The organism is Geodermatophilus saharensis (genome assembly GCF_900188205.1).
Lineage (GTDB): Bacteria > Actinomycetota > Actinomycetes > Mycobacteriales > Geodermatophilaceae > Geodermatophilus > Geodermatophilus saharensis.
Map to the genome: position 1 here is coordinate 77,404 of NZ_FZOH01000001.1, position 23,960 is coordinate 101,363.

Consider the following 23,960-nt stretch of genomic DNA (forward strand, 5'->3'; position numbering starts at 1 on the left):
GATGACGGACCCCAAGCCCACCTTCCTCACCAACCAGGACGGGACCCGCGTTGCCGACGGCATCAACGCGCACCTCGAGCACCTGCGCACTCAACTGATCAACCCCTACGAGCTGGCGATCGCCACCGCCTACTTCAACGTCGGCGGCTATCAGCTGCTCGCCGGTGAGCTGGATCACCCGCGGCGAGTTCGGCTGCTCCTCGGCGCGGAGCCCGACCAGAATTTGCGCTCGCGGCGCCTCGACGAACCCGTTTCACCGGCGCGCGCGCAGGCCATGCGATTGCGCCGGGCGTTGGAAGGTCACGACCGGGATCTCGCCGATGCGCGCGACCTGCTCGGGTTCACCTTCGACGCCGACCGGGGCGCCCGCCGGCTCCTCGACTGGCTCCGCTCCGGGACGGTCGAGGTACGCCGGCTCACCGACCGGTTTCTGCACGGCAAGGCCTTCATCACGATCACTGATCATGACGAAGGCGTCATCGCTGGCTCGTCCAACTTCACCTACGCCGGCCTCGGGACGAACATCGAGCTCAACCTCGGGCATTACCAGCCGAACGTCGTCACGGACGTCCGGGCGTGGTTTGACGAGCTGTGGGACGCTGCCGACGCGTATGACCTCGCGGCGCTGTACGAGGCCCGGTTCGACGCTCACCCGCCACAGCTGATCTACCTGCGGATGCTGTGGGAACGGTATGGCGCGGAGATCGAAGCCGAGGCCGAGGTGATGACCCGAGGCGCCATCCACCTCACGACGTTCCAGCGGGACGGCCTGTGGCGCGCGCGACGCATCCTCGCCGAACGCCGCGGTGTGCTCATTGCCGACGAGGTGGGCCTCGGCAAGACTTTCCTCGCCGGCAAGCTGATCGAAGAGGCGGCGATTGAGCGCCGTCAGCGCGTGCTCGTGGTAGCCCCGGCGACGCTGCGCGACGGGCCCTGGCGCAAGTTCGCGTCCGACTTCAACTTGCCGATCGAGCTGCGGTCGTTCGACGACCTCATCGCCGATCGGCGGCTCATCCCAACGGCGAGCGGCTTCGCTCTCGACCAGGACCCGGACGACTACGCACTCGTCGTCATCGACGAGGCGCACAACGCTCGCAACCCGGGCACGCAGCGCGCCGAGGCGCTACGCCGGCTACTGGCCGGGGCTTACCGTAAGGACCTCGTCCTGCTCACCGCGACGCCTGTGAACAACAGCCTGTGGGACTTGTACTACCTTCTGGTGCTGTTTCTCCGGAACGACGCCGTCTTCACTGACCTGGGTATCCCCTCGATGCGGGACCACTTCGCTCGGGCGATGGCGCTCAACCCCGACGACCTCTCCCCGGACTACCTGTTCGACGTGCTGGACGCCGTTGCAGTCCGTCGTACGCGCCCGTTCGTGAAGCGGTTCTACCCGACCGACACTGTCCGCATCGCAGGCCGCGACGTCCCGATCACCTTCCCCACACCCCGGGTGCGTCGGGTGTCGTACGACCTTGACGCCGTGCTGCCGGGGTTCTTCGACCGTTTCGCCGCTGCGCTCGACGCCGACGACGTCGGACACCCTGATCCCGACCGGCGGCCCGGGGTGCTCACACTCGCCCGATACGCACCGTCGCGGTACGGCCCGGGCGGCGTTGACGCCCGCGAGGTGCAGCTCACCGGCTTGCTCCGGTCCGGACTGCTGAAGCGGTTCGAGTCCTCGCCCCATGCCTTCGCCCGCACGTGCGACAAGATGGCCGACAGCCACGACGGGTTCCTGGCGCTGCTCGCCACCGGCAAGATCGCGACCGGCTCGGCGCTGCGGGCCTGGGCCGCCACCGATTCCGACGACCCAGACGAGGTCGATGAGTACCTGCACGGCCACTGGGAAGAGCTCGAGGACGCCGCCGACTACGACATCGAACTGCTCCGCGCCCATGCTGAGCATGACCGCGACCTGCTGCGGCAGTTCGCCGTTGAGGCCGACACCGTCACCCAGGACCAGGACCCGAACCTCGCCGCCATCGTCGAGGAGCTGGCCGAGATCGCGGAACAAGCCGCAGCTGAAGGCGTAACCATGCAGGAGATCCGCGACAAGGGCAAAGTCCTGATCTTCAGCTACTTCGCCGACACCGTGAACTGGATCGTCGACTACCTTTGCGACGCGGTCGACCGCGACGACCGCCTCGCCCGCTACCGCGACCGCATCACTGCGCTCACCGGCAGCGACGGCGACAAGCGGGACGTGCTTTGGGGCTTTGCGCCGCGCACCACCGACGCGCCGGAATCCGACGACCGGCACGACATCGTCGTGTCCACGGACGTCCTCGCCGAGGGTGTCAACCTGCAGCAGGCACGCCACATCATCAACTACGACTTGCCCTGGAACCCACAGCGACTCGTCCAGCGCCACGGACGGATCGATCGCATCGGCTCGTTCCACACCGAAGTCTTTCTGCGCTGCGTCTTCCCGGACCAGCGCCTCGATGACCTGCTCGGGCTGGAAGAGCGGCTGCACCGCAAGATCAAGCAGGCTGCGGCGGCCATCGGCGTCGGGGAGATTCTGCCCGGCTCCCGGACGGCGGATGTGACGTTCGCCGAGACGCGTGAGGAGGTTGAGCGGCTGCGTGCCGAGGACCCGACGATCTTCGAGTTCGGGGGCGTCGGACGCACGGCACTGTCCGGTGAGGAGTACCGCCAGGAGCTGCGTCGCGCGCTTGACAATCCCGAGGTCGCCGGCCGGATCCGCGACCTGCCGTGGGGCTCTGGCTCCGGAATGGCAGTGCCAGTACCGGTCGGCGCACCGGGCGGGTACGTCTTCTGCATCAGAGTGGGCGACCATTCGACGCCGCAGTTCCGCTACGTGACCGCCGCCGCCGATGGTGCACCGCTGATCGTCGACGACACCCTCGCCTGCCTCGACCGCGCGCGGCCGCCGGCGGAGTGGGACACCCCGCGGAACCTCGACGAAGAGACCTACCGCGGTGCCTTCGACAGCTGGATCCTTGCGCGCGGCCACGTTGTGGACCGCTGGAACTTCCTCGCCGACCCGGCGAATCTCGCGCCTGTCGTGCCGGCAGTCATGCGTCGGGCCGCCCAGGCTGTGCGCGATCATGCGACCGGCGTCGACCTTGAGCAGATTGATCGCGCTGTTGAGGCACTCGAGGCGCCCTACGCCGAACGGATCCTGCGACTGTTTCGCCAGGCGCTCACCGTCGAGAACGGGACCGAACGCGCCCAGGTCGTGCTTGACCTCGTGCGGGACCTCGGCCTCGAACCGCCTCCACCGCCGGAGCCGCTGCCCGAGGTGACGGCGAACGACGTCCATCTGCTCTGCTGGCTGGCATTGGTTCCGGATGCGCCGGCTGAGCCAACGGGCCTGGTCAGCGGCGAGGGCCGCGAGACGCCGCTGGGATAGCCCTCGGACGCGCAGCGTCTCATATTCCCTGGGTCGGTCGGTTCTCGCCTCGCTCGACCGCTGGACGCGTCGGGGAGGTGCGCCTGCGGATGAAGTATCCGCAGGCGCAAGGCTTGACCTGCGTGAACGGGTGATGTGGTCGCGGTGTGGTCGCACCATCCCCGCCGAGCCCAAGCGATAGCGGTGGAACTTGCCCGAAGATTTCCAGGCGGGATGCCAGGAGTGTCCGGGTCATCTCCGCGGCCTCCAGCTCCTCATGCAGTCCTAAGGTGAACTCCGCGATCGGCATCCAACCGTCCTCATCACCCACTGCGGCCTTCCCCCTGATGTTGGCCGCACCGTGACACACCCACGCGAAGGCAAAAGTCCGTTGCGCGCTGACCGAGAGGTCACGAGGGGACCTGCCGTTTCCACGACGGGGCGCACAAGGCCCATCGAGCTTTGCCGGGCGGCGGTGTCACTCGGCAAGCCTTGCGGCCTCTCGTTCCACCTGCTCTGCCTCCGCGTTGAGGTCTAAAGCCCGCAAGTCAAGGGCAAGCTTCGCGAGGGCGGTTGTGAGTGCGTCCTTGTAAGAGTCTGAGTGACGGGCGTGCAATCCTCGGTAGATGGCAACTACTTCCCGGTCAGCAGCGAGCGCGTCCTCGTGGCGGCGTAGCTCAGTAAGAAGAGAGCCGTACAACCGTAGGGAATCGGCGACGGCCGGGGTGAAGGCGGCCGGGTAGGTCGTGGCCAGCTGCCGGTAGGTGCTGGTGGCTTCCTTGATCGCGCTCAGCGCCTCCTCGCGGCGGCCGAGGGCTGCCAGCCGGCCCGCGAGGTTGCTCAACGTCGTGGCGAGGTCGGGGGCATAGACGGCCGGGTGTGCGATGGCCAGGGGGCGATAAGCGGCCAAGGCCTCCTCGATGGCGGTCAGCGCCTCCCCATGGCGGCCGAGGGCGGCCAGCCGGATCGCGAGGTTGTTAACTGACGCGGCGAGGTCAGGAGTGTGGGCGTCGGGGTGGGCGGCGGCGAGGGCACGGCGCAAGGCGACGGCCTCCTCGATGGCGGCCAGCGCCTCCTCGCGGCGGCCGAGGGCGCCCAGCCGGCCCGACAGGTTGTCCAGCGACCTGGCCAGGTGCGGGGTGAAGGCGCCCGGGTAGGTGGTGGCCAGCTGCTGGTAGACGCCGGTGGCTTCCTCGATGGCGGTCAGCGCCTCCTCGCGGCGGCCGAGGCGGGCCAGGATGACCGACAGGTTGTGCAGCGACCCGGCGAGGTCGGAGATGAAGGCGTCGGGGTAGGCGGCGGCGAGGGCGCGGCGCAAGGTGGCGGCCTCCTCGATGGCGGCCAGCGCCTCCTCGAGGCGGCCGAGGTCAGCCAGCCCGCCCGACAGATTGTGCAGCGACGTGGCCAAGTTGGGTGCAAAGGCGGCCGGGCGCGCGGCGCATAGGGCGCGGTCGACGGCGGTGGCCTCCTCGATGGCGGCCAGCGCCTCCTCGCGGCGGCGGAGGTCTCCCAGCAGGCTTGACAGGTTGTGCAGCGACCTAGCCAGGTCGGGGGTGAAGGCGTCGGGGTCGGTGGTGGCTAGCTGCCGGTAGACGCTGGTGGATTCCTGGATGGTGGTCAGCGCCTCCTCGCGGCGGCCGAGTTCAGCCAGCCGGCCTGACAGGTTGTGCAGCGACCCTGCGAGGTCGGAGATGGAAGCGGCCGGGTCGGTGTTGGCTAGCTGCCGGTAGACGCTGGTGGATTCCTCGATGGCGGCCAGCGCCTCCTCGCGGCGGCCGAGGGCGCCCAGCCGGTTCGACAGGGTGTTCAGCGACCCGGCCAGGTGCGGGGTGAAGGCGCCCGGGTAGGTGGTGGCCAGCTGCTGGTAGACGCCGGTGGCTTCCTCGATGGCGGTCAGCGCCTCCTCGCGGCGGCCGAGGTAGGCCAGCATGACCGACAGGTTGTGCAGCGACCCGGCGAGGTCGGAGATGAAGGCGTCGGGGTAGGCGGCGGCGAGGGCGCGGCGCAAGGTGACGGCCTCCTCGATGGCGGCCAGCGCCTCCTCGAGGCGGCCGAGAGCGGCCAGCCGGCCCGACAGATCGTTGAGCGACCCGGCGAGGTCCGGATTGAAAGCCTCGGGGTCATTGGCGGCGAGGTGGCGGTGGTGGTCGACGGCCTGGGCGGTGACGGTGACGGCGAGTGTGGCGAGCCCAGTGCTGTACTCCGGTAGGCGCTCGATGAGGGCGGCGGCGGTCTGCGGTTGCGGGCATTTGGTAAGGGCTCGGTCGAGCAGGTCGGGCAGCCTTCCGGCCGGGTTGATGAGGGCGGCGTCGAGCAGGTCGGGGAGACGGTCGCTAAGCAGGCGGTCCAGCGCCGCGCTAACGGGGTTGCGACCGGCCGCCCGGGTCAGCTCGGCTAGGACTTGCTCTGCCTGCGCGCCGCTGGCATTGCCCTCATCGGTGATCCGGCCGTAGCCGGTGAGCACCAGGTCGGTCAGTTCCGCGCAGGTGGCTAGCAGCTGTTCGGTAAGCAGGTCGGGGCGCAGAGGGACCACCCAGACGGGTGTGGTGCCGGGGTAGATGCCGTGCAACCAGGTGGCCACCGCGCCGCGGATGCCCGCGGGGGCATCGATGAAGTCGCTGATCAGGCTAAGCAGTTCGGTGGTGGCGTGCTCAGTGGGTGGAGCGAACAAGGTGGTGACAGTGACCGCTTGCTGGCGCGTGAGGTCACCGCGGGTCGGTACGTCAGATGGAAAGGTTTGAGCCCAGCGATTTCGTTCGCGGTCGAGGACCGCGTCGAGCACGCGTTCACGAACTTCCTCGTCAGTGGTGCTCACGTGGGCACCGGTGGCGACCAATAGGGCGTGCATGTGAACCAATAGCGGGTTAGCGAACGCGGCGTCGCCAAGGTCCGATGCTGGTGGCTCCGCTTCCGGGGGCAGGTCCTGTGATCTGGTCATCAGGTGGCGGGTGAAGGAGGCCACCGCTTCAGCGTGATGCGCGGCTCGATGAGTGCGGGGCAGTTCGCCCTCCCGGAGGCTCAGCATCCGATCAGTCAGCTCCGCTGCGAGCTGGTTGCTGCGCCGGTTGAGGGTGTTCCACCAGCCGGTGGTGTGCCGGGCGAGCAGCAGCAACCGCACGGGCGGCGCGTCGGTTGGCCAGTAGCCGAGGGCGCGCACCAACGCCTCGAGAAGGGGGACGTTGAGGTCGGCGTCGTCAACGACGACCAGCGTGGGCCGGTCGAAGTTCAGCACGGGTTCCCCGCCGGGGATGCTGGGGTCGGCGAGGCCGGCTTGCCAACCGCGCCCGGTCATGCGTAGACAGGCTTCGGCGGCCAGCCGGGTCTTACCGGCCCCGCCGGCGCCGAGCAGCAGTCGTAGCGCCGCCCCTCCGCCGGTCAGACACCACTCCTCCAGCTCCTCTAGCTCTGCCTCGCGGCCGAGGAAGGGGACGATGCCGTACTCGGGTAGCAGCAGCCGCGACGGCTCCCGACCGAGCCGGTCAGTGGGGGCCCGGTAGGGAGGGGCGATCGCGACGGAAGTGTCGGCGGTTACGGCCAAGCGCATCCGTGGTTCCACCGGCGTGATTACGGGGTTGAGGGCGCCGACCAGCCCGCCCAGGCCGGTGTGGGTTAGCAGGGGAGCGATAGGGGCGGCGAGCACCCGGGCGGGTCCGAAGCGTCCGGGGTCGACGATGACCACGCCGATCAAGAATGGCCCGGCGAAGACGGCAGCGCCGGACATGCCCGCCCACGGCGAGCCTCCTCCGCGGTCGGCCGGTGGTGAGGTAAGTGCGGTGATCGCGAGCAGCCCGGCTTTCAACTGGGTGCCCGAGGCCAGAAAGCCGTGCAGGTGTTCGGTGTCACGCACCTCATCTGGGCGCTCCTGCGCCCAGGGAAAGCCGACCGCGTCGACCGCGATCGGCTCGGTGCCATGCTTTCGGCCCCAGCGCGGGGTTGGGCTGCCCGCTGGCAGCGTCGGCGCGTCGGCGGCCAACCGCAGGACTGCCACGTCCGCGTCCTGGTCGCGCCATACCACCACTGCGGAGGTGGTTTCCTGGCGACCTAGCGGCCTCGCCTTACCCCCAGCCACGTTCGGGTCGTCCGATACCGACGATTCTGGCGGGTGAAGAGGCAGCCCGGCGACGACGTGGGCGGCGGTGAGTACCAGCTCATCGCTGATCCGATAGCCCGAGCCGATCTCCCAGCCGGCGCCATCCGTGGCGGGCGCGTACACCTCCACGACGCGGGCGACATCCACCGCCAACCCTGCCTACACCAGCGGTCCGCCGGTCACTGGCCGGGCAGGCCGGGTGGCGGCTTGCGCACCCGGTCCCCGATCCGGACGTCCTGACCGCGCTCGTCGACCGGGGTCAGGGTCAGCGTCACCGTCTGGGTCTCGGAGTTTGACCACTTCGCCGCTCCGCCGGCCTCGATGACCCAGAACCGCACTTTGCCCTCCGGGCCGCCCTCCCGACCAGTGACCACGGTGAACTCCACCGTCACCGGCCCGACGTTGAACTGCAGCTGCGGATCCCGCTCTGCCTCCGCGGCCCTCAGCTCCTCACGCAGCCCCGAGATGAACTCCGCGATCGGCACCCGACCGTCCCCATCACCCACTGCGGCCTCCCCCAGACGCCCTGCACCGCACCGTGACACACCTGCACTGGTATCGAAACTCGAAGACAACACACTGCGACCCAGCAGGACAGCCCGCAGTCACGGGGGACCTCTTGGTCCCACGGCGAGGTGCATGAGTTTCATCGGGTCCCGCACTGGCGTGTCGCCGGATGGTGCGGCTCAAGGCGATCGCGAAGGGTGCACAGCCGCTCCTTGGAGGTACTGCACTCACCGCCTCGCGGCCGGCGATCGCCTACTACTTCGGAGGGCTGCTGGTCGTAGCCCCCGGCATCGCGGACTGAACCTTGTCCGTACCCCGCATCGTCAACCCTCCACGACATAAGGGTGTCGGATCAGTCGCCCGTCTAGGGCGTACCTGAGGCTGGCAGCGCGTGGTCGCGGTGTGAGCGCGGACTGCGCGCTAGGGGGCGGCAATCGGCGGTCACTGCCGGCAGCGACTTCGGGTCTGACCAGCCAATATGGCACTAGGAGTCACCGTCGGACAGGTTCGGGCTCGGACTTTTAATCCGCGGGTTGTGGGTTCGATCCCCACGGGGCCCACCGTGAGCGTGTGTCGCTCCGCGGCGCGGATCGACCGGGGCGTGCCGGCCGGCTCAGCCCAGAGCCGGGACCTCGGTGGACGGGTCGCCGTCGCCGGCAGCGGCCAGGGCCGGCACGACCTCGTCGAGCAGGTAAGGGAGCGACAGCGGGCTGCCGAAGCCGAGCGCGGCCGACACGTCGCCGGAGTAGCCGCCGAGCAGGACCGTGCGGTCCTCGGTCACCACGTCGAGGGCGGACAGCAGCGTGTCGGCGTCGGCGTCGTCCCGGTCGTACCCGTTCACCGCCAGCACGTCGGCTTCCAGCAGGTCCAGCCGCTCCTGGCTGACGTCGGTGCTCGCGTCGGGCACGGTGAAGCCGAGGTCGGTGAAGAACTGGGTGCGCAGGTCGTCCGCGCCGAGCAGGTAGTGGCCCGAGCCGACGCCGGTCAGGTCCACGGCGATCGAGCTGCCGCTGAACCCGGGGTTCTCCTCGACCGCCTGCCGGAACCGGCCCTCGACGTCGTCGACGAGCTGCTGCGCCTCGTCCTCCCGGCCGAGCGCCCGGCCGGTGAGCAGGGTCTGCTCCTGCCACGGGGTGGCGCCGTCGGCGTACTCGTCGGTCTGCGCGAGCGTCGGCGCGATCCCGGACAGCTGGTCGTAGACCGCCTCGTCCATGAAGGAGTACACGCCCACGATCAGGTCGGGCTCGAGGGCGGCGACCGCCTCGACGTCGATCTCGTCGCTGCCCACGGTCGGGACGTCCTCCGCCGGGAGCAGGTCCTCCGCCCACGGGCGGCTCGTGGCGTCGTAGTCGCCCAGGAGCTGGCGCTCGCCGACCGGGGTCACGCCCAGGGCCAGCACGAAGTCCTGGTCGTTGAAGCCGACGGTGACCACGCGCTGCGGCTCCGCGGGGATCTCGGTGGTGCCGAACCTGTTCTCGATGGTCACCGGGAAGGCGTCCGACGAGGAGGACGGGCCGGCGGCGGACGCGGCGTCGTCGTGCTCGGCGCCGCCGCAGGCGGTCAGCCCCCCGGACAGGACCAGGACGGCGAGGGGGACGGCGAGGCGAGCGGGGCGCGGCAGGTTCGTGGGCACCGGATGAGGTTAGCCTCGCCTAATTCCTCAGTACGCGGTGCACTCCCCGTCGGCCGCCGCCGGGTCGCCGTGCCGCACCAGACCGGTGCCGTCGGCCCCCTGCACGTCGACGTACGGGTCGGCCACCCCCTGCCCCTCCAGCCAGCCGACCGCTCCCTCGCAGACGGCGATCGCCTGCTGCGCCTCCGGGCTCCCGGGATCGGTGATGTTCGTCCGGACCTCGACCCGGCCGGGCTCGGTCCGCTCGGCGGAGACGACGGCCGCACCCCACACCGCGCCCCCGGCGGCGGTCCGCAGCTCCTCGGTGACGTCGCCGACCTGCGCGCCGGGCGGGACCTCGCCCCCGGACGGCGACGGCGCGACGGACGGGCTGCTGCTCGCCGAGGACGTCGCGGACGAGTCGGCGCCGTCCTCGTCGGTGCCGGCCGCGAGGGCCACGACGACGGCGAGGGCGGCGAGGAGAGCGGCCGCGACCAGTGCCCACCGCACCCACGGCCTGCGCACCTGCGGTGGGGTCCCGTCCACGGCGGGACCCTAGTGCTCCCCTGGTCCGCCCGGAACCGGATCGGTCGCGGGCCGCCGGCTGCCGTCCAGCACCAGCACGAGCTCGCGGAACGGGCGGTCGCCGGGGCCGGGGAAGTCGCGGACCGGCCGGAACCCGGCCGACCGGCACAGCGCGAGCGACCGCTCGTTGAAGACCGCCACGGCGGCACGCACCGCCGTCGTCGCCCCGAGGTCGCGGGCCAGGTCCACCACCTGCCCGACCAGGTGGGTGCCGAGCCCCCGGCTCGTGGCGGCCGGGTGCACGCCCATGCCGACGTCGACGGTCCCGGGTGCCGGCTCCTGGCCGCGCACCCACGCCTCGGGGCCGACCACCGCGAAGGCGAGCACCCGGCCGTCCCGGCCGACGGCGGGGTGGTAGCCCGCGCCGTCGGCGTCCCGGACCAGGAACAGCGCGGCGGAGCAGGGGTCGGAGTCGTACAGGTCGAAGGGCGGGGGTGGGCCCAGCCCGCGACCTCCGCCGCCTCGGCGTCGGTGAACGGCCTGCGCAGGAGCGGGAGCACGACGGCACGGTAGACCGTCCGACGGGTGCGACACACCCTCAGGAGCTATTGACTGTCGATAGATCATCGCCGACAGTCGATGCATGTCGATCGTGAACCGGGTGGTCCTGCCCCTCCGGGTCCTGCTCGTGGTGGTGTTCGTGGCCCTGCTGGCCGCCCAGGTGTGGGCGGTGCCGCGGATGGTGCCGGACCTGGCCGACCCGACGCTGGAGCAGTCGCTGGTGCAGTCGGTGATGACCGCCGCGGCGGTGGTCGCGCTGCTGTGCGTGCAGGCCGTCGTCGTGTGCACCTGGCAGCTGCTGACCCTGGTCACCCGCGACCGCATCTTCAGCGAGGCCGCCCTGCCCTGGGTCAACGGGATCGTGTGGGCGGTCGTCGTCGGCTGGGGAGGGCTCCTGGGGACCTTCGTCGGCACCTGGTACTTCATCGTCGACGACGTCAGCGACGACGCGGCGCTGTTCGCGATCCTGCTGGTGCTGCTGCTCGTGGGCGCCGTGGTGGGGCTCCTCATGGTGGTGATGCGCGCGCTGCTGCGGCAGGCCACCACGCTGCGGACCGACATGGAAGCGGTCATCTGATGCCCATCGTCGTCCGCATCGACGTCGAGCTGGCCCGCCGCAAGATGAGCGTGGGGGAGTTCGCCGAGCGCGTCGGGCTCACCCCCGCCAACGTCGCCGTCCTCAAGAACGGCCGGGCCAAGGCCGTCCGCTTCAGCACCCTCGAGGCCATGTGCCGGGTGCTCGGCTGCCAGCCCGGCGACCTGCTCGAGTGGGTCCCCGACGAACAGGACGCCGCCCAGGCGCCGCAGGAGGCCCACCGGTGATCACCGTCCGCGGCCTCACGAAGCGCTACGGCCGGGTCCTCGCCGTCGACGACCTGAGCTTCGACGTCGAGCCGGGGAAGGTCACCGGCTTCCTCGGGCCCAACGGGGCCGGCAAGTCCACGACGATGCGGGCCGTCCTCGGGCTGGACCGGCCGACGGCGGGGACGGCGCTGGTCGGCGGCCGGCCGTACGCCGCGCTCGGCGAGCCGCTGCGCGAGGTCGGCGCGCTGCTCGACCCCGGCGCCGTGCACCCCGGACGCACCGGACGCGCGCACCTGCGGGTGGCCGCCCGGACCAACGGCATCCCCCTGCGCCGCGTGGACGAGGTGGTCGAGCAGGCCGGGCTCGGCGCCGCGGCGCACCGCCGGATCGGCGGCTACTCCCTCGGCATGCGCCAGCGCCTCGGCATCGCCGCCGCGCTGCTCGGCGACCCGGGCGTGCTGCTGTTCGACGAGCCGGTCAACGGCCTGGACCTCGACGGCGTCCGGTGGATCCGCGGGTTGCTGCGCCGCCTCGCCGACGAGGGCCGCACGGTGCTGGTCTCCAGCCACCTGCTCGGCGAGGTCGAGCAGACCGCCGACCGGCTGGTGGTCGTCGGCCGCGGCCGCCTCGTCGCCGACACGACGACCGCGGAGCTCCTGCGCGGGCTGGGCAGCCGCCGGGTCCGGGTGCGCTGCGCCCGGCCGGACCTCCTCCTGGCCGGGCTCGCCGCGCGCGGGGCGGCCGTCGAGCGCGTCGACGCGCACGAGCTGCGCGTCGAGGGCATCGGTGCCGAGGACGTCGGCGAGGTCGCCGCGGCCGCCGGTGTCCCGCTGCACCACCTGTCCGAGGTGCGGCAGTCGCTGGAGGAGGCCTACCTCGCGCTGACCGCCGGGAGCGTGGAGTACGCCGGGAGCGACCCGGTGCAGGCCGGAGCGGCCCGGTGACGGCGGCCCCGGCCCGGGGAGCCGGCCCCGTGTCCACCCCGCGTGTCCTGGGGCGCACCTGCGCCGCCGAGTGGGCCCGCCTGTGGACGGTGCGCACGAGCTGGTGGTTCCTGCTGGCCGCCGCCGTGGTCCTGCTCGGCGTCGGCGCCCTGGTTGGCACCGAGGTGGCGGGCGAGCCCGCCACCGGCTCGCCGGAGCCCGCCTGGCGGGTGGCCTCGGCCGCGGTGGTGCCCGCGCAGTTCGCCCTCCTCGGTCTGGCCCTCACCGCCGTGACCGCCGACCACGGCACCGGCGGGATCGTCCCGACCCTGCAGTGGACGCCCCGGCGCAGCGTGCTCTTCACCGCGCGCGCGGCCGTGGCGGTGCTGTCGGCGACCGCCCTCGGTGTCGTCCTCGCCGCCGCCTCCGCCGGCGCGGCCGCCCTCGCCTCCGGCGGGCGGCTCGACCTGCCCGCCGCCGACGGCGTCTCGGTGCTGGGCACCGTGGCGCTCGTCGTCGCGGCCGGGGCTGCCCTCGCGGTCGGGCTGGGCGCCCTGCTGCGCAGCACCGCCGGGGCGCTCGTCGGGGTGTTCCTCCTCGTGCTGGTGCTCCCGCTGCTGCTGGGCAACGCCGGCTGGACGTGGGCGACGGCCGTGGCCGAGGTGCTGCCCGGCACCGGCGCCGTCTCCCTCCTGCTGGGCGAGGACGGGCAGGGGACCACCCGGCAGGCCGCGGGTGCCGTGCTGCTGGCCTGGGCCGGCGGCGCGCTCCTGCTGGGCTGGCTGCGCACGGTCCGGGACGACGTCCGGTGAACGCCGACGTCCTGGTGGTCGGCGCCGGGCTGGCCGGCCTGCACACCGCCACCCGGCTCGCCCGGCGCGGGCACGACGTGCTGCTGGTCGACCGGCGGACCCGGCCGGCCGGCGCCGTCCGCACCACGGGCATCTTCGTCCGCAAGACGCTCGACGACTTCCCGCTGCCCGCCGAGCACCTCGGCCCCCCGATCCGGCGCGTGGTGCTCCACCCGCCGCGGCTCGACCGCCCGGTGGTCCTCGACAGCGAGCGCGACGAGTTCCGGGTCGGCGACATGGGCCCGCTGTACGAGGCCGCCGCCCGCGACGCCGCCGACGCGGGCGTGCGCACCGCCTTCGGCACCCGGTACGCCGGCCGGCACGACGGCGCGGCCCTCCTCGCCGGTCCCGGCGGGCCCGTCCGGGTGCGCGCCCGTTTCCTCGTCGGCGCCGACGGGGCCCGCTCCCGGGTGGCCGCCGACCTCGGCCTCGACCGCAACACCCACCTGCTCGTCGGCGCGGAGGAGGTCTTCCCGCTCGCCGGCAGCGGGGGCCCGCCGACCTTCCACTGCGTCCTCGACCCGACGCTCGCGCCCGGCTACCTGGCCTGGGTGGTCGACGACGGCCGGCACGCCCACGTGGGCGTCGCCGGGTACCCCGACCGGTTCCCCGACGGCCTGCGCCGGGCCCTCGACCGGTTCCGCGCGCTGGCGCCCCGGGTGGCGCCCGGGCTGGCTCTCCCGGACGACGTCGAGCGGCGTGGGGGCCCGATCCCCGTCGGCGGGCTGCTGCGCCGGATCTCCTGCGCCGACGGGCTGCTGGTCGGGGACGCCGCGGGCGCGGTCTCCCCGCTCACCGCCGGCGGCCTCGACCCCTGCCTGCGGCTGTCCGACCACGCCGTCGACGTCCTCGACGACGCGCTGCGCACCGGGCGGCCCGACGCGCTGGCCCGCTACGACGGCGCCGCGCTGCGCGACCGGTTCCGGGGCAGGCTCGCGCTGCGCCGCGGGCTGGCCCGGGTGCGCACGCCCGCGGTGGCGACGGCGGCGTCCACCCTGCTGCGCACGCCCCCGGGACGCGCGGCGGCCCGCCGGGTGCTCTTCGGCGACCGGTCCTTCCCGACCGTCGCCGCACCCTCCCCGGTGGATCAGAGCACGGTCGAGCCGTACATCTCGCCGAGCGGGTCGGAGATCAGCTCGATGCGGGCGCCGTCGGGGTCGCGGAAGTAGACCGAGACGCCGCTGTGCACCTCGTGCGGCACGCCGGCGTCGGTGAGCCGCTGCACCAGCTCCTGCCAGCGCTCGGGCTCGACGCTGATCGCCATGTGGTGCAGCCCGCCGAGGACCTCGGCGTAGGGGCCCACGTCGAGGCCGGGGAAGTCGAAGAACGCGACGAGGTTGCCGTTGCCGATGTCGAAGAAGAAGTGCGAGGAGCCGGGGTAGTCGCGGTTCTCGATCAGCTCGGTGAGCGGGAACCCGAGGACGTCCTGGTAGAAGCGGATCGTCCGCTCGACGTCGCTGCTGATCAGGGCCGTGTGGTGCAGGCCGCGCGCGGTGGAGGCCGGGCGCTGCCCCGCGGGCCGCAGGTGCGCGTCGCGGATGCGGGCGCGCTCGGCCTCCAGGGCGGCCAGGTCGCGGGTCTGGGTCATCGGGGCGCTCCCTCGGGGTCGGGGGCCGGCTGGTCGGTGGGCAGCCCGAACTGGGCCCGGCGGCGGGCGGGGACCAGGTCGAGGTACTCGGGGTGGCGCTCCACGTAGGCGCGGATGAACGGGCAGAACGGGAGCACCTGCGCTCCCCACGCCCGGGCGGCGTCGAGGGCTCCCCGGGCGAGCACCGACCCGAGCCCCCGACCCTCGAACGCCGGCTCGACCACCGTGTGGGTGAACGACACCGACGACGGCGTCCGCCGGTACTCGGCGTACCCGGCGACCTCGCCGTCGACGAGCACCTCGAAGCGGGAGGCCTCGGGGTGGTCGACGACCCGCGGCTGGCTGTCGGTCACGGCGCTCCTCCGATCGTCGCGCGCACCGTCGGCCGGCATCGTCGCGCAGATCGGCCGGGGACGGGTAGGGCCGGCCGCGTCAGGCGGGGACGTGCGGGCGCCCGCGCGCCGGCGCGGCCGGGCCCAGGACCACCGGCAGGGTGGCGTGGCCGCGCAGGATGACGGTGCCGCGGCGCGTCGGCGGGCCGGCCGGGGTGAGGTCGGGGAACCGCTCGAACAGCGCCTGCAGCGCCACCTCGCCCTCCATCCGCGCCAGCGCGGCACCGAGGCAGAAGTGGATGCCGCCGGAGAAGGCGACGTGGTCGCGGGCGTTGGGGCGGGTGACGTCGAAGGTGTGCGGGTCGGGGAAGACCAGCGGGTCGCGGTTGGCCGCGGCCAGCACCAGGATGACCAGGTCGCCCTCGCGGACCGGGACGCCGGCGACCGTGGTGTCGCGCAGCGCCCGCCGCCCGGTCCGCTGCACCGGCGACTCCACCCGCAGCACCTCGTCGACGGCGTTGGGCCACAGCGACGGGTCCGCGGCCAGCAGGCGGCGCTGGTCGGGGGAGGCGAACAGCAGCGCCGCGCCGTTGCTCACCAGGTTGACCGTGGTCTCGAAGCCGGCGCCGAACACCAGCGCCGCGGTGGCCAGCAGCTCCTGCTCGGTGAGCGCGCCGCCGTCGTCGTCGGCCGCCGTGACCAGCGCGGACAGCAGGTCGTCCCCGGGGTCGCGGCGCAGCCGCCGCAGGTGCCCGCGGAACCAGGCGTCGAGCTCGGCGAGGTTGCGCTCGACCTCGCGGAAGGTGCGCCAGCGGAGGCCCATGTCCAGGCTCGGGGTGGCGCCGTCGGCCCAGGTGAGGAACTGCTCGCGCATCGCCACCGGGACGCCCAGCACCTCGGAGATGACCGTGACCGGCAGCAGGCTGGCGTAGCGGGCGACCAGGTCGACCTGCCCGCCGGCCGCGGCCTCGCGCTCGAGGTCGTCGAGCAGCTCGTCGGCGATCGCGCGCGTGCGCTCCCGCAGCCGGGCGACGGCGCGGGCGCTGAAGGCGCGGCTGACCAGCCGGCGGTAGCGGGTGTGCTCGGGCGGGTCGACGGCGAGCATCGACGGCGGGTCGATCGGCCCCACGCTGGGCCGCGGGCCGGCCAGCCGCAGCGCGGTCCGCAGCACCGGCGGCAGGCCCTCGGTGCGCGACCCGCCGATCTGCCCGAAGTCGCCGCTGCGCAGCACCTCGGTGCAGACGGCGTGGTGGACGCTGACCTTGGAGAACGCGCCGCCGACGAGGGGAGCCGGGGTGCGCAGCCGCTCGTAGTGCGCGTACGGGTCCTCCCGGACGGCGGGGTCGCGCAGCACCTCGGCGTCGGGGTTGCCGGCGCGGGCCCGGGCCCGGATCGCCAGCCGCATCACCCCGTGCGTCGCCGCCCAGCGGACCCCGCTGCGCGCCGTCGACCCCACCCTCGGCCCGGCTGCCATCCCCGCCGCCTCCCGCTCCGTCCGGTGCGCCCGCGGATCCGGTACCGCGCGGTACGCCGGGCAGGCCCATCCTGCGCAGCGGCCCGCCGGCCGTCCACCCCGGCCGCTCAGCCCTCCGGGGTGCCGGCCTCCCCGTCCGGTCCCGCTGCCCCGGTCGCCCGTGCCGCCTCGTAGGCCGCGAGCTCCTCCTCGTAGCGGTCCGCGGGCACCAGCGTCCGGTCGGGCAGCCGCCGCAGGTGCACGCCGCGCTCCTCGCAGTCGTTGCGGTGCCAGTCGACGCGGTCCGGCGTCAGCCGCCACAGCCGGTCTCCCATGACGACATCCTCCGCCGGGACGCGCCGGGGGGGTTGAGCCGAACCGGGGTCGCCGTGCGGTTTCGGCACATCCCCACGCTCCGCGCAGCGCGGAACGGTCGACTTGTGGGCGGTTGGAGAGGCAGGTCAGCGGCCCGCGCGAACACCTTCGCAACGATCCGGGAACGCCGTGTCCCGCGCGCCGTCCGCGGCGGTGGGACACCGGTCCCGCGCCCCTACCGTCCTGTCATCCGCACCACCTCCCCCGGTGGTCGCGGTCGCCGTCGCACTTCCCCTCGACGGCCCCCATGGACGGGACGAACGGTGGACACGGTGGTTCTGCGCAGCAGTGAGATCCGGCTCGACGGCGAGGCACGCCTGGGCTGGTGGTTGGTGAGCGAGGACGGGTTCGGGCCCGGCCGGCTGGTCGACGGTCCCTTCCCCGACCGCGCCGGCGCGGCGTGGGCCGCGGCCGGGCACGCGGTCGACGAGGGCGCCAGCCTGCGCCCGGTGTACGGGCTGCGCCGGCCCGACGGCGGGCTGCACCGCCGCCCCTCCCCGCAGGAGATGGCGTGGCTGGCCCACCTCGGCGACCAGCTCGACCGGCTGCCCGAGGACTGGGACGCCGCTCTCGCCGACGACGACCCGCTGGCGACCCTCGTCGTCGAGGTCGCCGCGGCGCTGACCGAGGCGGGCCTGCCGCTGTGGGACGCCACCGGCTCCGGCACGGCCCTCGGCGGCGCGTGCGTCAGCGCCGAGCCCGGTCTCGACGGCGTCGTCGTCGGCTGGCGGCAGCACGACCGGATGAGCGTCGAGCAGGTCCACGGCCTGGTCGCCGACATCTCCATCCAGGCGGTCATGAACCGTGCGCTGGCCGACGTCCTCTGGCTGCGTGGCCTGGAGGTCACCCCGCTCGGCGGCGACGCCGGCGGTTCCGTCGTCCGCTACGCCGACTGATCGAAGGACCCCGTCCTCCTCACCCCTCGCACGCTCGGGGCGAGCCTCGGGACGGGGCCGCCGCGCGCACCGCACCGCACGTCCACAGGGACGCCGTCGACACCGACGGCGTCCCTGTGGCGTTGGTGGGGCCGGCGTGCTCGTGGCCCGGCGCCCGTGGCAGGCTCGCTCCCCGCGGGCCCGGCGCGCGACACGCCGTCCCCGAGGCGGCCGCTCCGGGACGACCGAACTCACCGCGGGGCGCACCACGCGGGGACGCCGACGGCGAGTCGACAAGACGGTGCCCGCAACGGCGGGTGACCCGCCTCTGAGCAGGGCGGACACAACGATCACGTGACGCCGCCGCCGCGGGTGCCGCCGGCGGGCCGTGCCGGGGGCCCGCGGGCCCGATGCTCCTCCCGTCACCGGCACTTCCCCGGCCGGGACGTCCGCACGGGAGGAACCCATCGTGAGCGCGCCCGCACCACCGGCACCGACCCCGCTCGCCCCGGCCGCACCCGGCACCGGGCGCGGCGACGACGGGCTGGGCATCGCCGACCTCGTCACCCTGCTCGGCCTCGAGACCGCCGCCGACCCGGCCGACGACGCACCCGACGGCGCGCGCAGCCCGCGCGAGGCCGTCGCCGTCGTCCGCGCCTGGGTCCGCCGAGCCGCCGACTGGGGCTCCGGCCCGCAGCGTTCCTGGTGCGCCTGGTGAACGAGCCGGTCCTCCTCTGGCCCCTGGTCGCGATCCTGGGGTTCGTCGCGATGGCCGGCGTGGTCGTCGCGCTCGGCCGCGCCTCCACCGCGCGCTACGAGTTCGAGCGCAACCGCGTGCGTGCCCCGCAGCCGGCCCCCGCGCCGCTGCCCGCCGACGGCGGCGGTGAGGTCGCCGCCGTCCTCGCCGACGTCCCGGTGCCGGTCTCCGGCGGCCCGGCCGGGGACGGCGGGGAGGCGGCGCTGCAGTCCCGCACCGCCGTCGGTCTCGCGCCGCACCCGGCGCCCGCGCCGACCGCCCACCCCGCGGGCCGGCGGCTCGCCGACGCCGGCGCGCCCGCCGCGTGGTGGCTCGTCGACAACGAGAGCGACCCCGCCGCCCCCGCGGCGCTGGCCGGCCCGTTCGACGACCGGGTCGAGGCGGAGTGGACGGCGGTGTCGTGCGGGCTCGAGGGCGACGCGCGCGCCGTCCACGGCACCCTGCGCACGGACGGCACGGTCGCCCGTCGCCCGTCGGTGCAGGACCGCGCGTGGCTCACCGAGCTCGGGGAGCAGCTCGACCGGCTCGCCGACGACTGGGACGAGCTGCTCACCGACGAGGACGCGCTCACCACGCTGGTCGTCGAGGTGACCGCGGCGCTGGTCGAGGCGGGGCTGCCGCTGCACGACTGCTCGGGCGCCGACCGCGGCGAGGTGCCGGCGGGCGGGGTGTGCCTGACCCCGGAGCCGCTGTACGGCGGCATCCTGGTCAGCTGGCGCCAGCACGACCGGATGGCCGTGCAGCAGGTGCGCGGGGCGGCGCTGGACACCTCCGTGCAGCGCACGATGAACCAGACGCTGACCGCGCTGCTGGTGCAGTTCGGGTTCGTCGTCGAGGAGTTCGGTGAGGCCGGGTGCCCGCTGGTCACCGCGATCCGGTCCTCCCCGTCGGCGGTGTAGCGGGGCCCCGTCCGAGGCATCGGAAGCTTCCCGCACGTCCTGGCGGCGCCGACGTGCGGAAAGCTTCCGATGCCTCGCCCGTGCGGACGCCGTCCGCGCCGCCCGCCGTCCGGAGGGAGCCCGCCGTGCGCGTCCCGCACTCCGCCGCCGGGCTGCTGCTGGCCGCGGGCGTGGGCCTGACCGGCTGCACCACGGTCGTCGCCGGCGTGGCCTCCCCGCCCGGGGGCGGGCCGCGCACCGACGCCGAGCTGCCGGTGCACCTGGCCGAGGCCGGGGACGAGGCCGACCGGAACGCCCGCAACGCCGTCGCCGACGTGCTCGCCTGGTGGGAGGAGATGGCCCCGCAGCTGCACGGGGGCGACTTCGACGGGCTCGACGGCGGCGTCTGGTCGATCGACCCGGCCGAGACCGACCCCGCCGACCTGCCCCGCGGCGACTGCTTCTCCGACGACGTCGCCGACCTGGCCGAGAACGCCTACTACTGCGGTGACGACGACGCCGTCGTCTACGACCGGGCGTGGCTGGCCGACCTGGCCGACGAGTACGGCCCGTTCATGGTCGCCGAGATCATGGCGCACGAGATCGCCCACGCCGTCCAGGCCGACGTCGGACTCGACGCCCCCTCGATCGTCGCCGAGACCCAGGCCGAGTGCTTCGCCGGGGCGTGGACGCGGTGGGTGGTCGACGGCAATGCCGCGCACGTCGCCGTCCGGCCCGCGGAGCTCGACCCCTACCTGCTCGGCTACCTGTACTTCGCCGACGCCCCCGGCACCTCACCGGACGCCGAGGACGCGCACGGGTCGCTGTTCGACCAGCTGTCGGCCTTCCAGGAGGGCTACGCCGACGGGGCGCGCGCCTGTGCCGCCTTCGACGACTCGCGGCTGTTCACCCAGCAGGAGTCCGACCCGGCGCGCGTCAAGGACGACCTGCCCGCCGGCGAGGTCGTGGCCGTCGCCGACGAGGTGCTCGACGCGTTCTGGCGGGAGGCACTCGCCGCGGGCTTCCCCGGCACCGACGCCCTCGGCGGCCGGCTGACCGAGCCCGACGTGCGGGCCGCCGACGGTGTGGCGTGCGGGGGTGCCGACCTCGGCCTGCAGTACTGCCCCGCGGACGGGTCGGTGCGCTACGACTCCGCGGGCCTGCTCGAGCCCGCCTACACCGACGTCGGCGACTTCGCGGTGCCGGCGCTGCTCGGCCTGCCCTACGGGCTGGCGGTACGCGACCAGCGCGGGCTGACCGTGGACGGCCCGGCCGCGGTCGCCGGCGCCGCGTGCGCCACCGGCTGGCTGACCCGCGAGGCGTTCGACGGCGAGATCGAGGACGTGCGGCTCGCGCCGGGTGACGTCGACGAGGCCGCGACGGCGCTGCTGCGGTACGCCACCGACCCGGCCGTGCTCGCGCCCTCGGGTCTGTCGGGCTTCGAGCTGGTCGACGCCTTCCGGCGGGGCTTCGTCGACGGCGGCGACCGCTGCGGGTTCTGACGGCGTCGATCGTCCTGGTCGCCCGACCCGGGACGGATGCGCAGGCCCTGGTCCCCGGCCCGCCGGCTCCCTCCGCGGTGACGCCCAGGTGACGCTCGACCCCTAGGTTCCGGGCTCAGCCGTCCCGGCCCACGTGGCGGGTGCCCCAGGAGCGGAGGGACCGCGCATGCCTGCCCCAGAACTTGTGTCGGCCTCGTCGACGCCGTACCGAGCGCTGCTGTGGGAGCTCGACGTCGCGGGGAGGCTGATCAGGTCCAAGCAGCTGGACTTCACGATGCAGGCGCAGACCGAGTCGAACTGGTGCTGGGCGGCGACGTCGAGGAGTGTGTCGCACTTCTACTGGTTCCTGAGTCCGTGGACGCAGTGCCGGGTGGCCAACGCGGAACTGGCACGCGTCGACTGCTGCGGATCACCGGCACCCACGCCGTGCAACGTGCCGTGGTACCTCGACCGGGCTCTCACCCGGACCCGCAACTTCGTCAGGATCACCGGACCGGTCGCCTTCTCGGTGATCCGCGCGGAGATCGATGCGGGCCGGCCCGTGGGGGCTCGGATCGGCTGGTCCGGCGGTGGCGGGCACTTCATGTGCATCTACGGGTACAGCACGGTCCTGGGTCAGGAGTACCTCGACATCGACGACCCCATCTACGGCAAGTCGCACCTCACGGTCGCGGACTTCTCGACGAACTACCAGGGCAGTGGTACCTGGACTCACACCTACTTCACGAAGAGGTACTCCCAGGTGCCGATCAGGAGAATCCCGGTGCAGGACCCCGTCATGCGGCGCATCTGGGAGGCCCGGTCACTGCTCAGGCTCAAGACGGACGTGACCCCGGAGCAGGCCCGGCAGTCAGCCACCGACACGTCCCCGTCCCTGGGCCTGGCGCAGCCCGTGTTCGTCGTGGGCCTCGACGCTCTCGCAGGCGAGCAGGACGCCACCGGCACGGCGGTCGGGCTCCGGGTCTACGAGACGGTCACCGGTGTTCCCCAGGCGTTCTACGACGTGGACGAGGGGGAGGACGGTCGGATCCGTCAGATGTCGGCCTCCGCCCAGCACCTGGAACCCTTCGCACGGGCGCTCGACACAGCGGTGCAGGTCTCCGAGGAGCAGGAACGGGAAGCCGAGCTCCGGCTCTATCGGGTCCCCGCACTCAACTTCGAGGCCCTGTGGCTGCACTACGAGGAACCCGGTCACGATCAGTTGGTCCCCATCACCGGCCTGGGACCGATCCCGGCGGGAGTGGCTGCGCCCTTCGGTGAGGCGGTCGGTGCGCTCCGTGAGGCCGCTCGCCCGCTGATCCAGATGGACGACACGATGGGGGCCTGACGCTCCCTGGTGCTGGAGGGTCGCGCCGCGCAACCGGACGCGACCCGGCTGGAGATCGCAGCAAGCCGCACGGATGGTCCTGCCCGTGCACGTCAGAAGGGCGGTGGGTCGTCGTGCGGGTCGGCCGGCTCGTCCGCTCCAGGTGGTTCCGGGTTCGGCGGCGGTGGTGGTCGCAGGCCCGGTGGCCGGGTGGTGCGGGTGGTGCCCGAGGGGTGGTGACGATGAGGGTGCCGTCGGGGCTCATCTCGAAGCGCCAGCCGCGGGCGAGGGTCTTGAGCCGGTGGTGGCTGCGGCACAGGCAGCAGAGGTTGGCGCAGTCGGTGGCTCCGCCGTGGGCGTGCGGGACGACGTGGTCGGCGTCGGCCCAGCCGACCCGCTGGCCGCAGGTGGGGAAGCGGCAGGTGCGGTCGCGGGTGCGCACGAACGCCTGCTGCGCGGCGGAGGGCGTGTAGCCGTCCCGGCCCGCCGGCCGGTCGAGCACCGCACATCCGCACTCGGCGTCCGGATGCTCTCGGCAGCCGCGGGCGGCCAGCCGGCGCAGCCGGTCCAGCGTCGCGGTCGCGCGCAGCGTGCCGTCGTCGTCGGTGAGTGCGACGGTGACCGTCCCGCCCTCGGGTGCCTGCACCCCCAGCGCGTCCAACTCGCGCAGCAGCGCGCGCAGGTGGGCGGCGGTGATCGGCAGCCCGTTGACCTCACCGGCCTGCGCCGACCGCCCGGCCAGCGACGCCAGGGTGGCGACGATCTGCAGGTGCGCGGTCACCGCCACCCCCGCCTGCCACGGCCGCTGCAGCAGATCGGCGAACACGACCGTGCGCAGCTGCCCGATCGGGCGCGGATCACCGTCGGCCTTCACCATCCGCGCCAACTCGTCGACGGTCGCGTGGCAGGCCGCGGCCACGTCGGTGGGCAGGTCGGCGGCGACGGTGCTCATCCCGTCCGACGGCGAGGGGTAGACCCGCACGTCCGACCGCCGTTCGGCGGTCTTGCGCCGCCGGTCGACCGCGTCGGCGTCGGCCTCCAGCAGCAGTTCGATCGCCCGCTTCTCGAGCCGCCCGACGGTCAGGGCGGTGGCGTCGGGCAGCACGGCGGCCTCGATGCGGCGGGCGATGCCCGGGGTGGTGTGCTGCAGCACGTCGGCCAGCGCCTTGGCGCGGGCCTCGTCCAGCTCCCCGGCGGCCAGCGCCGCCCAGGTGGCGGGCAGGCGCTCGCGGTAGGTCCCGGCGCGGGTGGCCAGGTGGCTGGCGGTGCTGCGACCGCAGTTGAGCACCAGCGCCAGCTCGGCGGTGAAGAACTCCGACACCCCGGGCAGCTCGGTGTCCGGCGCCCACGACCCGGGCCGCCTGGCGCCCGGCGTGCCGGGCGGGGGGTCGTCGTCGGCCGGGCGGGCCTCGGCCAGCCGCAGTACCAGCTCCGCCTCGTAGGCCGCCTCCATGGCCTTCCGGGCCTGCAGCCGCTGCAGCTCGGCGGCGGCCTGCTCATCGGACAGCAGGCTGACCGGTAGGCGGGCAAGCCGCACCGGCCGCTCGAGCAGCCACCCGGCGAGCGCCCGCTCGACGGGTGACACGTGCTCCGCGACCTCCTGCACGACCCCGAACCTACGGACGAGGTACGACAGTTCCCGCAGGTCAGCGGCCATCCGGAG

At 73.6% G+C, this 23,960-nt stretch carries 21 protein-coding genes and 1 tRNA gene; 12 read left to right on the plus strand and 10 right to left on the minus strand.

From position 1 onward, the window contains the following. Position 1: 1 nt before the first annotated feature. The gene (locus tag CHC04_RS00340) at positions 2 to 3,379 is read left to right on the plus strand and encodes a helicase-related protein (RefSeq protein ID WP_089401949.1); all 3,378 of its coding nucleotides are present in this window, start codon (positions 2 to 4) and stop codon (positions 3,377 to 3,379) included. Positions 3,380 to 3,836: 457 nt separating this feature from the next. Here CHC04_RS00340 and CHC04_RS00345 read toward each other — a convergent pair whose 3' ends face one another. Both CHC04_RS00345 and CHC04_RS00350 read right to left on the minus strand, forming a co-directional pair. Continuing rightward, positions 3,837 to 7,595 carry a tetratricopeptide repeat protein gene (locus tag CHC04_RS00345; protein WP_176449780.1) on the minus strand — a complete coding sequence of 1,253 codons (3,759 nt, stop codon included), beginning with the start codon at positions 7,593 to 7,595 and terminating at the stop codon, positions 3,837 to 3,839. Positions 7,596 to 7,627: 32 nt separating this feature from the next. Then, positions 7,628 to 7,933, minus strand: coding sequence for a trypco2 family protein (locus tag CHC04_RS00350; protein ID WP_089401951.1), 306 nt, complete (start codon positions 7,931 to 7,933; stop codon positions 7,628 to 7,630). A gap of 515 nt (positions 7,934 to 8,448) precedes the next feature. Here CHC04_RS00350 and CHC04_RS23825 point away from each other — a divergent pair. After that, positions 8,449 to 8,515, plus strand: a tRNA-Lys gene (locus CHC04_RS23825). Positions 8,516 to 8,568: 53 nt separating this feature from the next. Here the strand turns inward: CHC04_RS23825 and CHC04_RS00355 are convergent. From CHC04_RS00355 to CHC04_RS25165, 3 genes are read right to left on the minus strand one after another with little or no spacing between them, the layout of a single operon-like run. After that, entirely contained in the window at positions 8,569 to 9,588 is a 1,020-nt protein-coding gene (locus CHC04_RS00355; RefSeq protein ID WP_217897116.1) for an ABC transporter substrate-binding protein, read from the minus strand. 27 nt (positions 9,589 to 9,615) lie between these two features. Then, complete coding sequence (locus tag CHC04_RS00360) at positions 9,616 to 10,113, minus strand: hypothetical protein (RefSeq protein WP_141233659.1); 498 nt, start codon at positions 10,111 to 10,113, stop codon at positions 9,616 to 9,618. A gap of 9 nt (positions 10,114 to 10,122) precedes the next feature. Further along, complete coding sequence (locus tag CHC04_RS25165; protein ID WP_089401953.1) at positions 10,123 to 10,737, minus strand: GNAT family N-acetyltransferase; 615 nt, start codon at positions 10,735 to 10,737, stop codon at positions 10,123 to 10,125. Between CHC04_RS25165 and CHC04_RS00370 the strand changes: the two genes are divergently transcribed. The 5 genes from CHC04_RS00370 to CHC04_RS00390 are packed head-to-tail and all read left to right on the plus strand — an operon-like array spanning position 10,736 to position 14,400. Beyond that, positions 10,736 to 11,230, plus strand: a complete 495-nt coding sequence (locus CHC04_RS00370; RefSeq protein WP_089401954.1) for a DUF2975 domain-containing protein — start codon at positions 10,736 to 10,738, stop codon at positions 11,228 to 11,230. The two genes, CHC04_RS25165 and CHC04_RS00370, sit on opposite strands and share 2 nt — an antisense overlap. Beyond that, positions 11,230 to 11,475: a helix-turn-helix domain-containing protein gene (locus CHC04_RS00375; protein ID WP_089401955.1), complete on the plus strand. Its 246-nt coding sequence runs from the start codon at positions 11,230 to 11,232 to the stop codon at positions 11,473 to 11,475. Before CHC04_RS00370 ends, CHC04_RS00375 begins: the two co-directional genes overlap by 1 nt. Beyond that, positions 11,472 to 12,401 (plus strand): ABC transporter ATP-binding protein, encoded by a 930-nt coding sequence (locus tag CHC04_RS00380; RefSeq protein ID WP_089401956.1) that lies wholly within the window; start codon positions 11,472 to 11,474, stop codon positions 12,399 to 12,401. Before CHC04_RS00375 ends, CHC04_RS00380 begins: the two co-directional genes overlap by 4 nt. A 29-nt stretch (positions 12,402 to 12,430) precedes the next feature. After that, positions 12,431 to 13,192 carry a hypothetical protein gene (locus tag CHC04_RS00385; protein WP_141233660.1) on the plus strand — a complete coding sequence of 254 codons (762 nt, stop codon included), beginning with the start codon at positions 12,431 to 12,433 and terminating at the stop codon, positions 13,190 to 13,192. Then, the gene (locus CHC04_RS00390) at positions 13,189 to 14,400 is read left to right on the plus strand and encodes an FAD-dependent oxidoreductase (protein WP_089401958.1); all 1,212 of its coding nucleotides are present in this window, start codon (positions 13,189 to 13,191) and stop codon (positions 14,398 to 14,400) included. Before CHC04_RS00385 ends, CHC04_RS00390 begins: the two co-directional genes overlap by 4 nt. Here the strand turns inward: CHC04_RS00390 and CHC04_RS00395 are convergent. The 4 genes from CHC04_RS00395 to CHC04_RS00410 all read right to left on the minus strand — a co-directional run bounded on the left by CHC04_RS00395 (position 14,319) and on the right by CHC04_RS00410 (position 16,939). Beyond that, positions 14,319 to 14,819 (minus strand): VOC family protein, encoded by a 501-nt coding sequence (locus tag CHC04_RS00395; protein WP_089401959.1) that lies wholly within the window; start codon positions 14,817 to 14,819, stop codon positions 14,319 to 14,321. The genes CHC04_RS00390 and CHC04_RS00395 overlap by 82 nt on opposite strands. Further along, on the minus strand, positions 14,816 to 15,172 hold the full coding sequence (locus CHC04_RS00400; protein WP_245816877.1) for a GNAT family N-acetyltransferase: 357 nt from the start codon (positions 15,170 to 15,172) through the stop codon (positions 14,816 to 14,818). The genes CHC04_RS00395 and CHC04_RS00400 overlap by 4 nt, the downstream gene beginning before the upstream one ends. A 79-nt stretch (positions 15,173 to 15,251) precedes the next feature. Further along, on the minus strand, positions 15,252 to 16,625 hold the full coding sequence (locus tag CHC04_RS00405; protein ID WP_089401961.1) for a cytochrome P450: 1,374 nt from the start codon (positions 16,623 to 16,625) through the stop codon (positions 15,252 to 15,254). 107 nt (positions 16,626 to 16,732) lie between these two features. Continuing rightward, positions 16,733 to 16,939 carry a hypothetical protein gene (locus tag CHC04_RS00410; RefSeq protein WP_089401962.1) on the minus strand — a complete coding sequence of 69 codons (207 nt, stop codon included), beginning with the start codon at positions 16,937 to 16,939 and terminating at the stop codon, positions 16,733 to 16,735. A gap of 303 nt (positions 16,940 to 17,242) precedes the next feature. Here CHC04_RS00410 and CHC04_RS00415 point away from each other — a divergent pair, with 303 nt between their 5' ends. The 5 genes from CHC04_RS00415 to CHC04_RS00435 all read left to right on the plus strand — a co-directional run bounded on the left by CHC04_RS00415 (position 17,243) and on the right by CHC04_RS00435 (position 22,318). Further along, complete coding sequence (locus CHC04_RS00415; protein WP_089401963.1) at positions 17,243 to 17,875, plus strand: hypothetical protein; 633 nt, start codon at positions 17,243 to 17,245, stop codon at positions 17,873 to 17,875. 448 nt (positions 17,876 to 18,323) lie between these two features. Beyond that, positions 18,324 to 18,572, plus strand: coding sequence for a hypothetical protein (locus CHC04_RS00420; protein WP_089401964.1), 249 nt, complete (start codon positions 18,324 to 18,326; stop codon positions 18,570 to 18,572). Beyond that, complete coding sequence (locus tag CHC04_RS00425; RefSeq protein ID WP_245816879.1) at positions 18,569 to 19,510, plus strand: hypothetical protein; 942 nt, start codon at positions 18,569 to 18,571, stop codon at positions 19,508 to 19,510. Before CHC04_RS00420 ends, CHC04_RS00425 begins: the two co-directional genes overlap by 4 nt. Positions 19,511 to 19,635: 125 nt before the next feature. Next, complete coding sequence (locus tag CHC04_RS00430) at positions 19,636 to 20,991, plus strand: neutral zinc metallopeptidase (RefSeq protein ID WP_089401965.1); 1,356 nt, start codon at positions 19,636 to 19,638, stop codon at positions 20,989 to 20,991. A gap of 166 nt (positions 20,992 to 21,157) precedes the next feature. Further along, positions 21,158 to 22,318, plus strand: a complete 1,161-nt coding sequence (locus tag CHC04_RS00435; RefSeq protein WP_089401966.1) for a papain-like cysteine protease family protein — start codon at positions 21,158 to 21,160, stop codon at positions 22,316 to 22,318. Here the strand turns inward: CHC04_RS00435 and CHC04_RS00440 are convergent. Beyond that, complete coding sequence (locus tag CHC04_RS00440) at positions 22,203 to 23,903, minus strand: HNH endonuclease signature motif containing protein (RefSeq protein ID WP_342743445.1); 1,701 nt, start codon at positions 23,901 to 23,903, stop codon at positions 22,203 to 22,205. The two genes, CHC04_RS00435 and CHC04_RS00440, sit on opposite strands and share 116 nt — an antisense overlap. Positions 23,904 to 23,960: the final 57 nt, after the last annotated feature.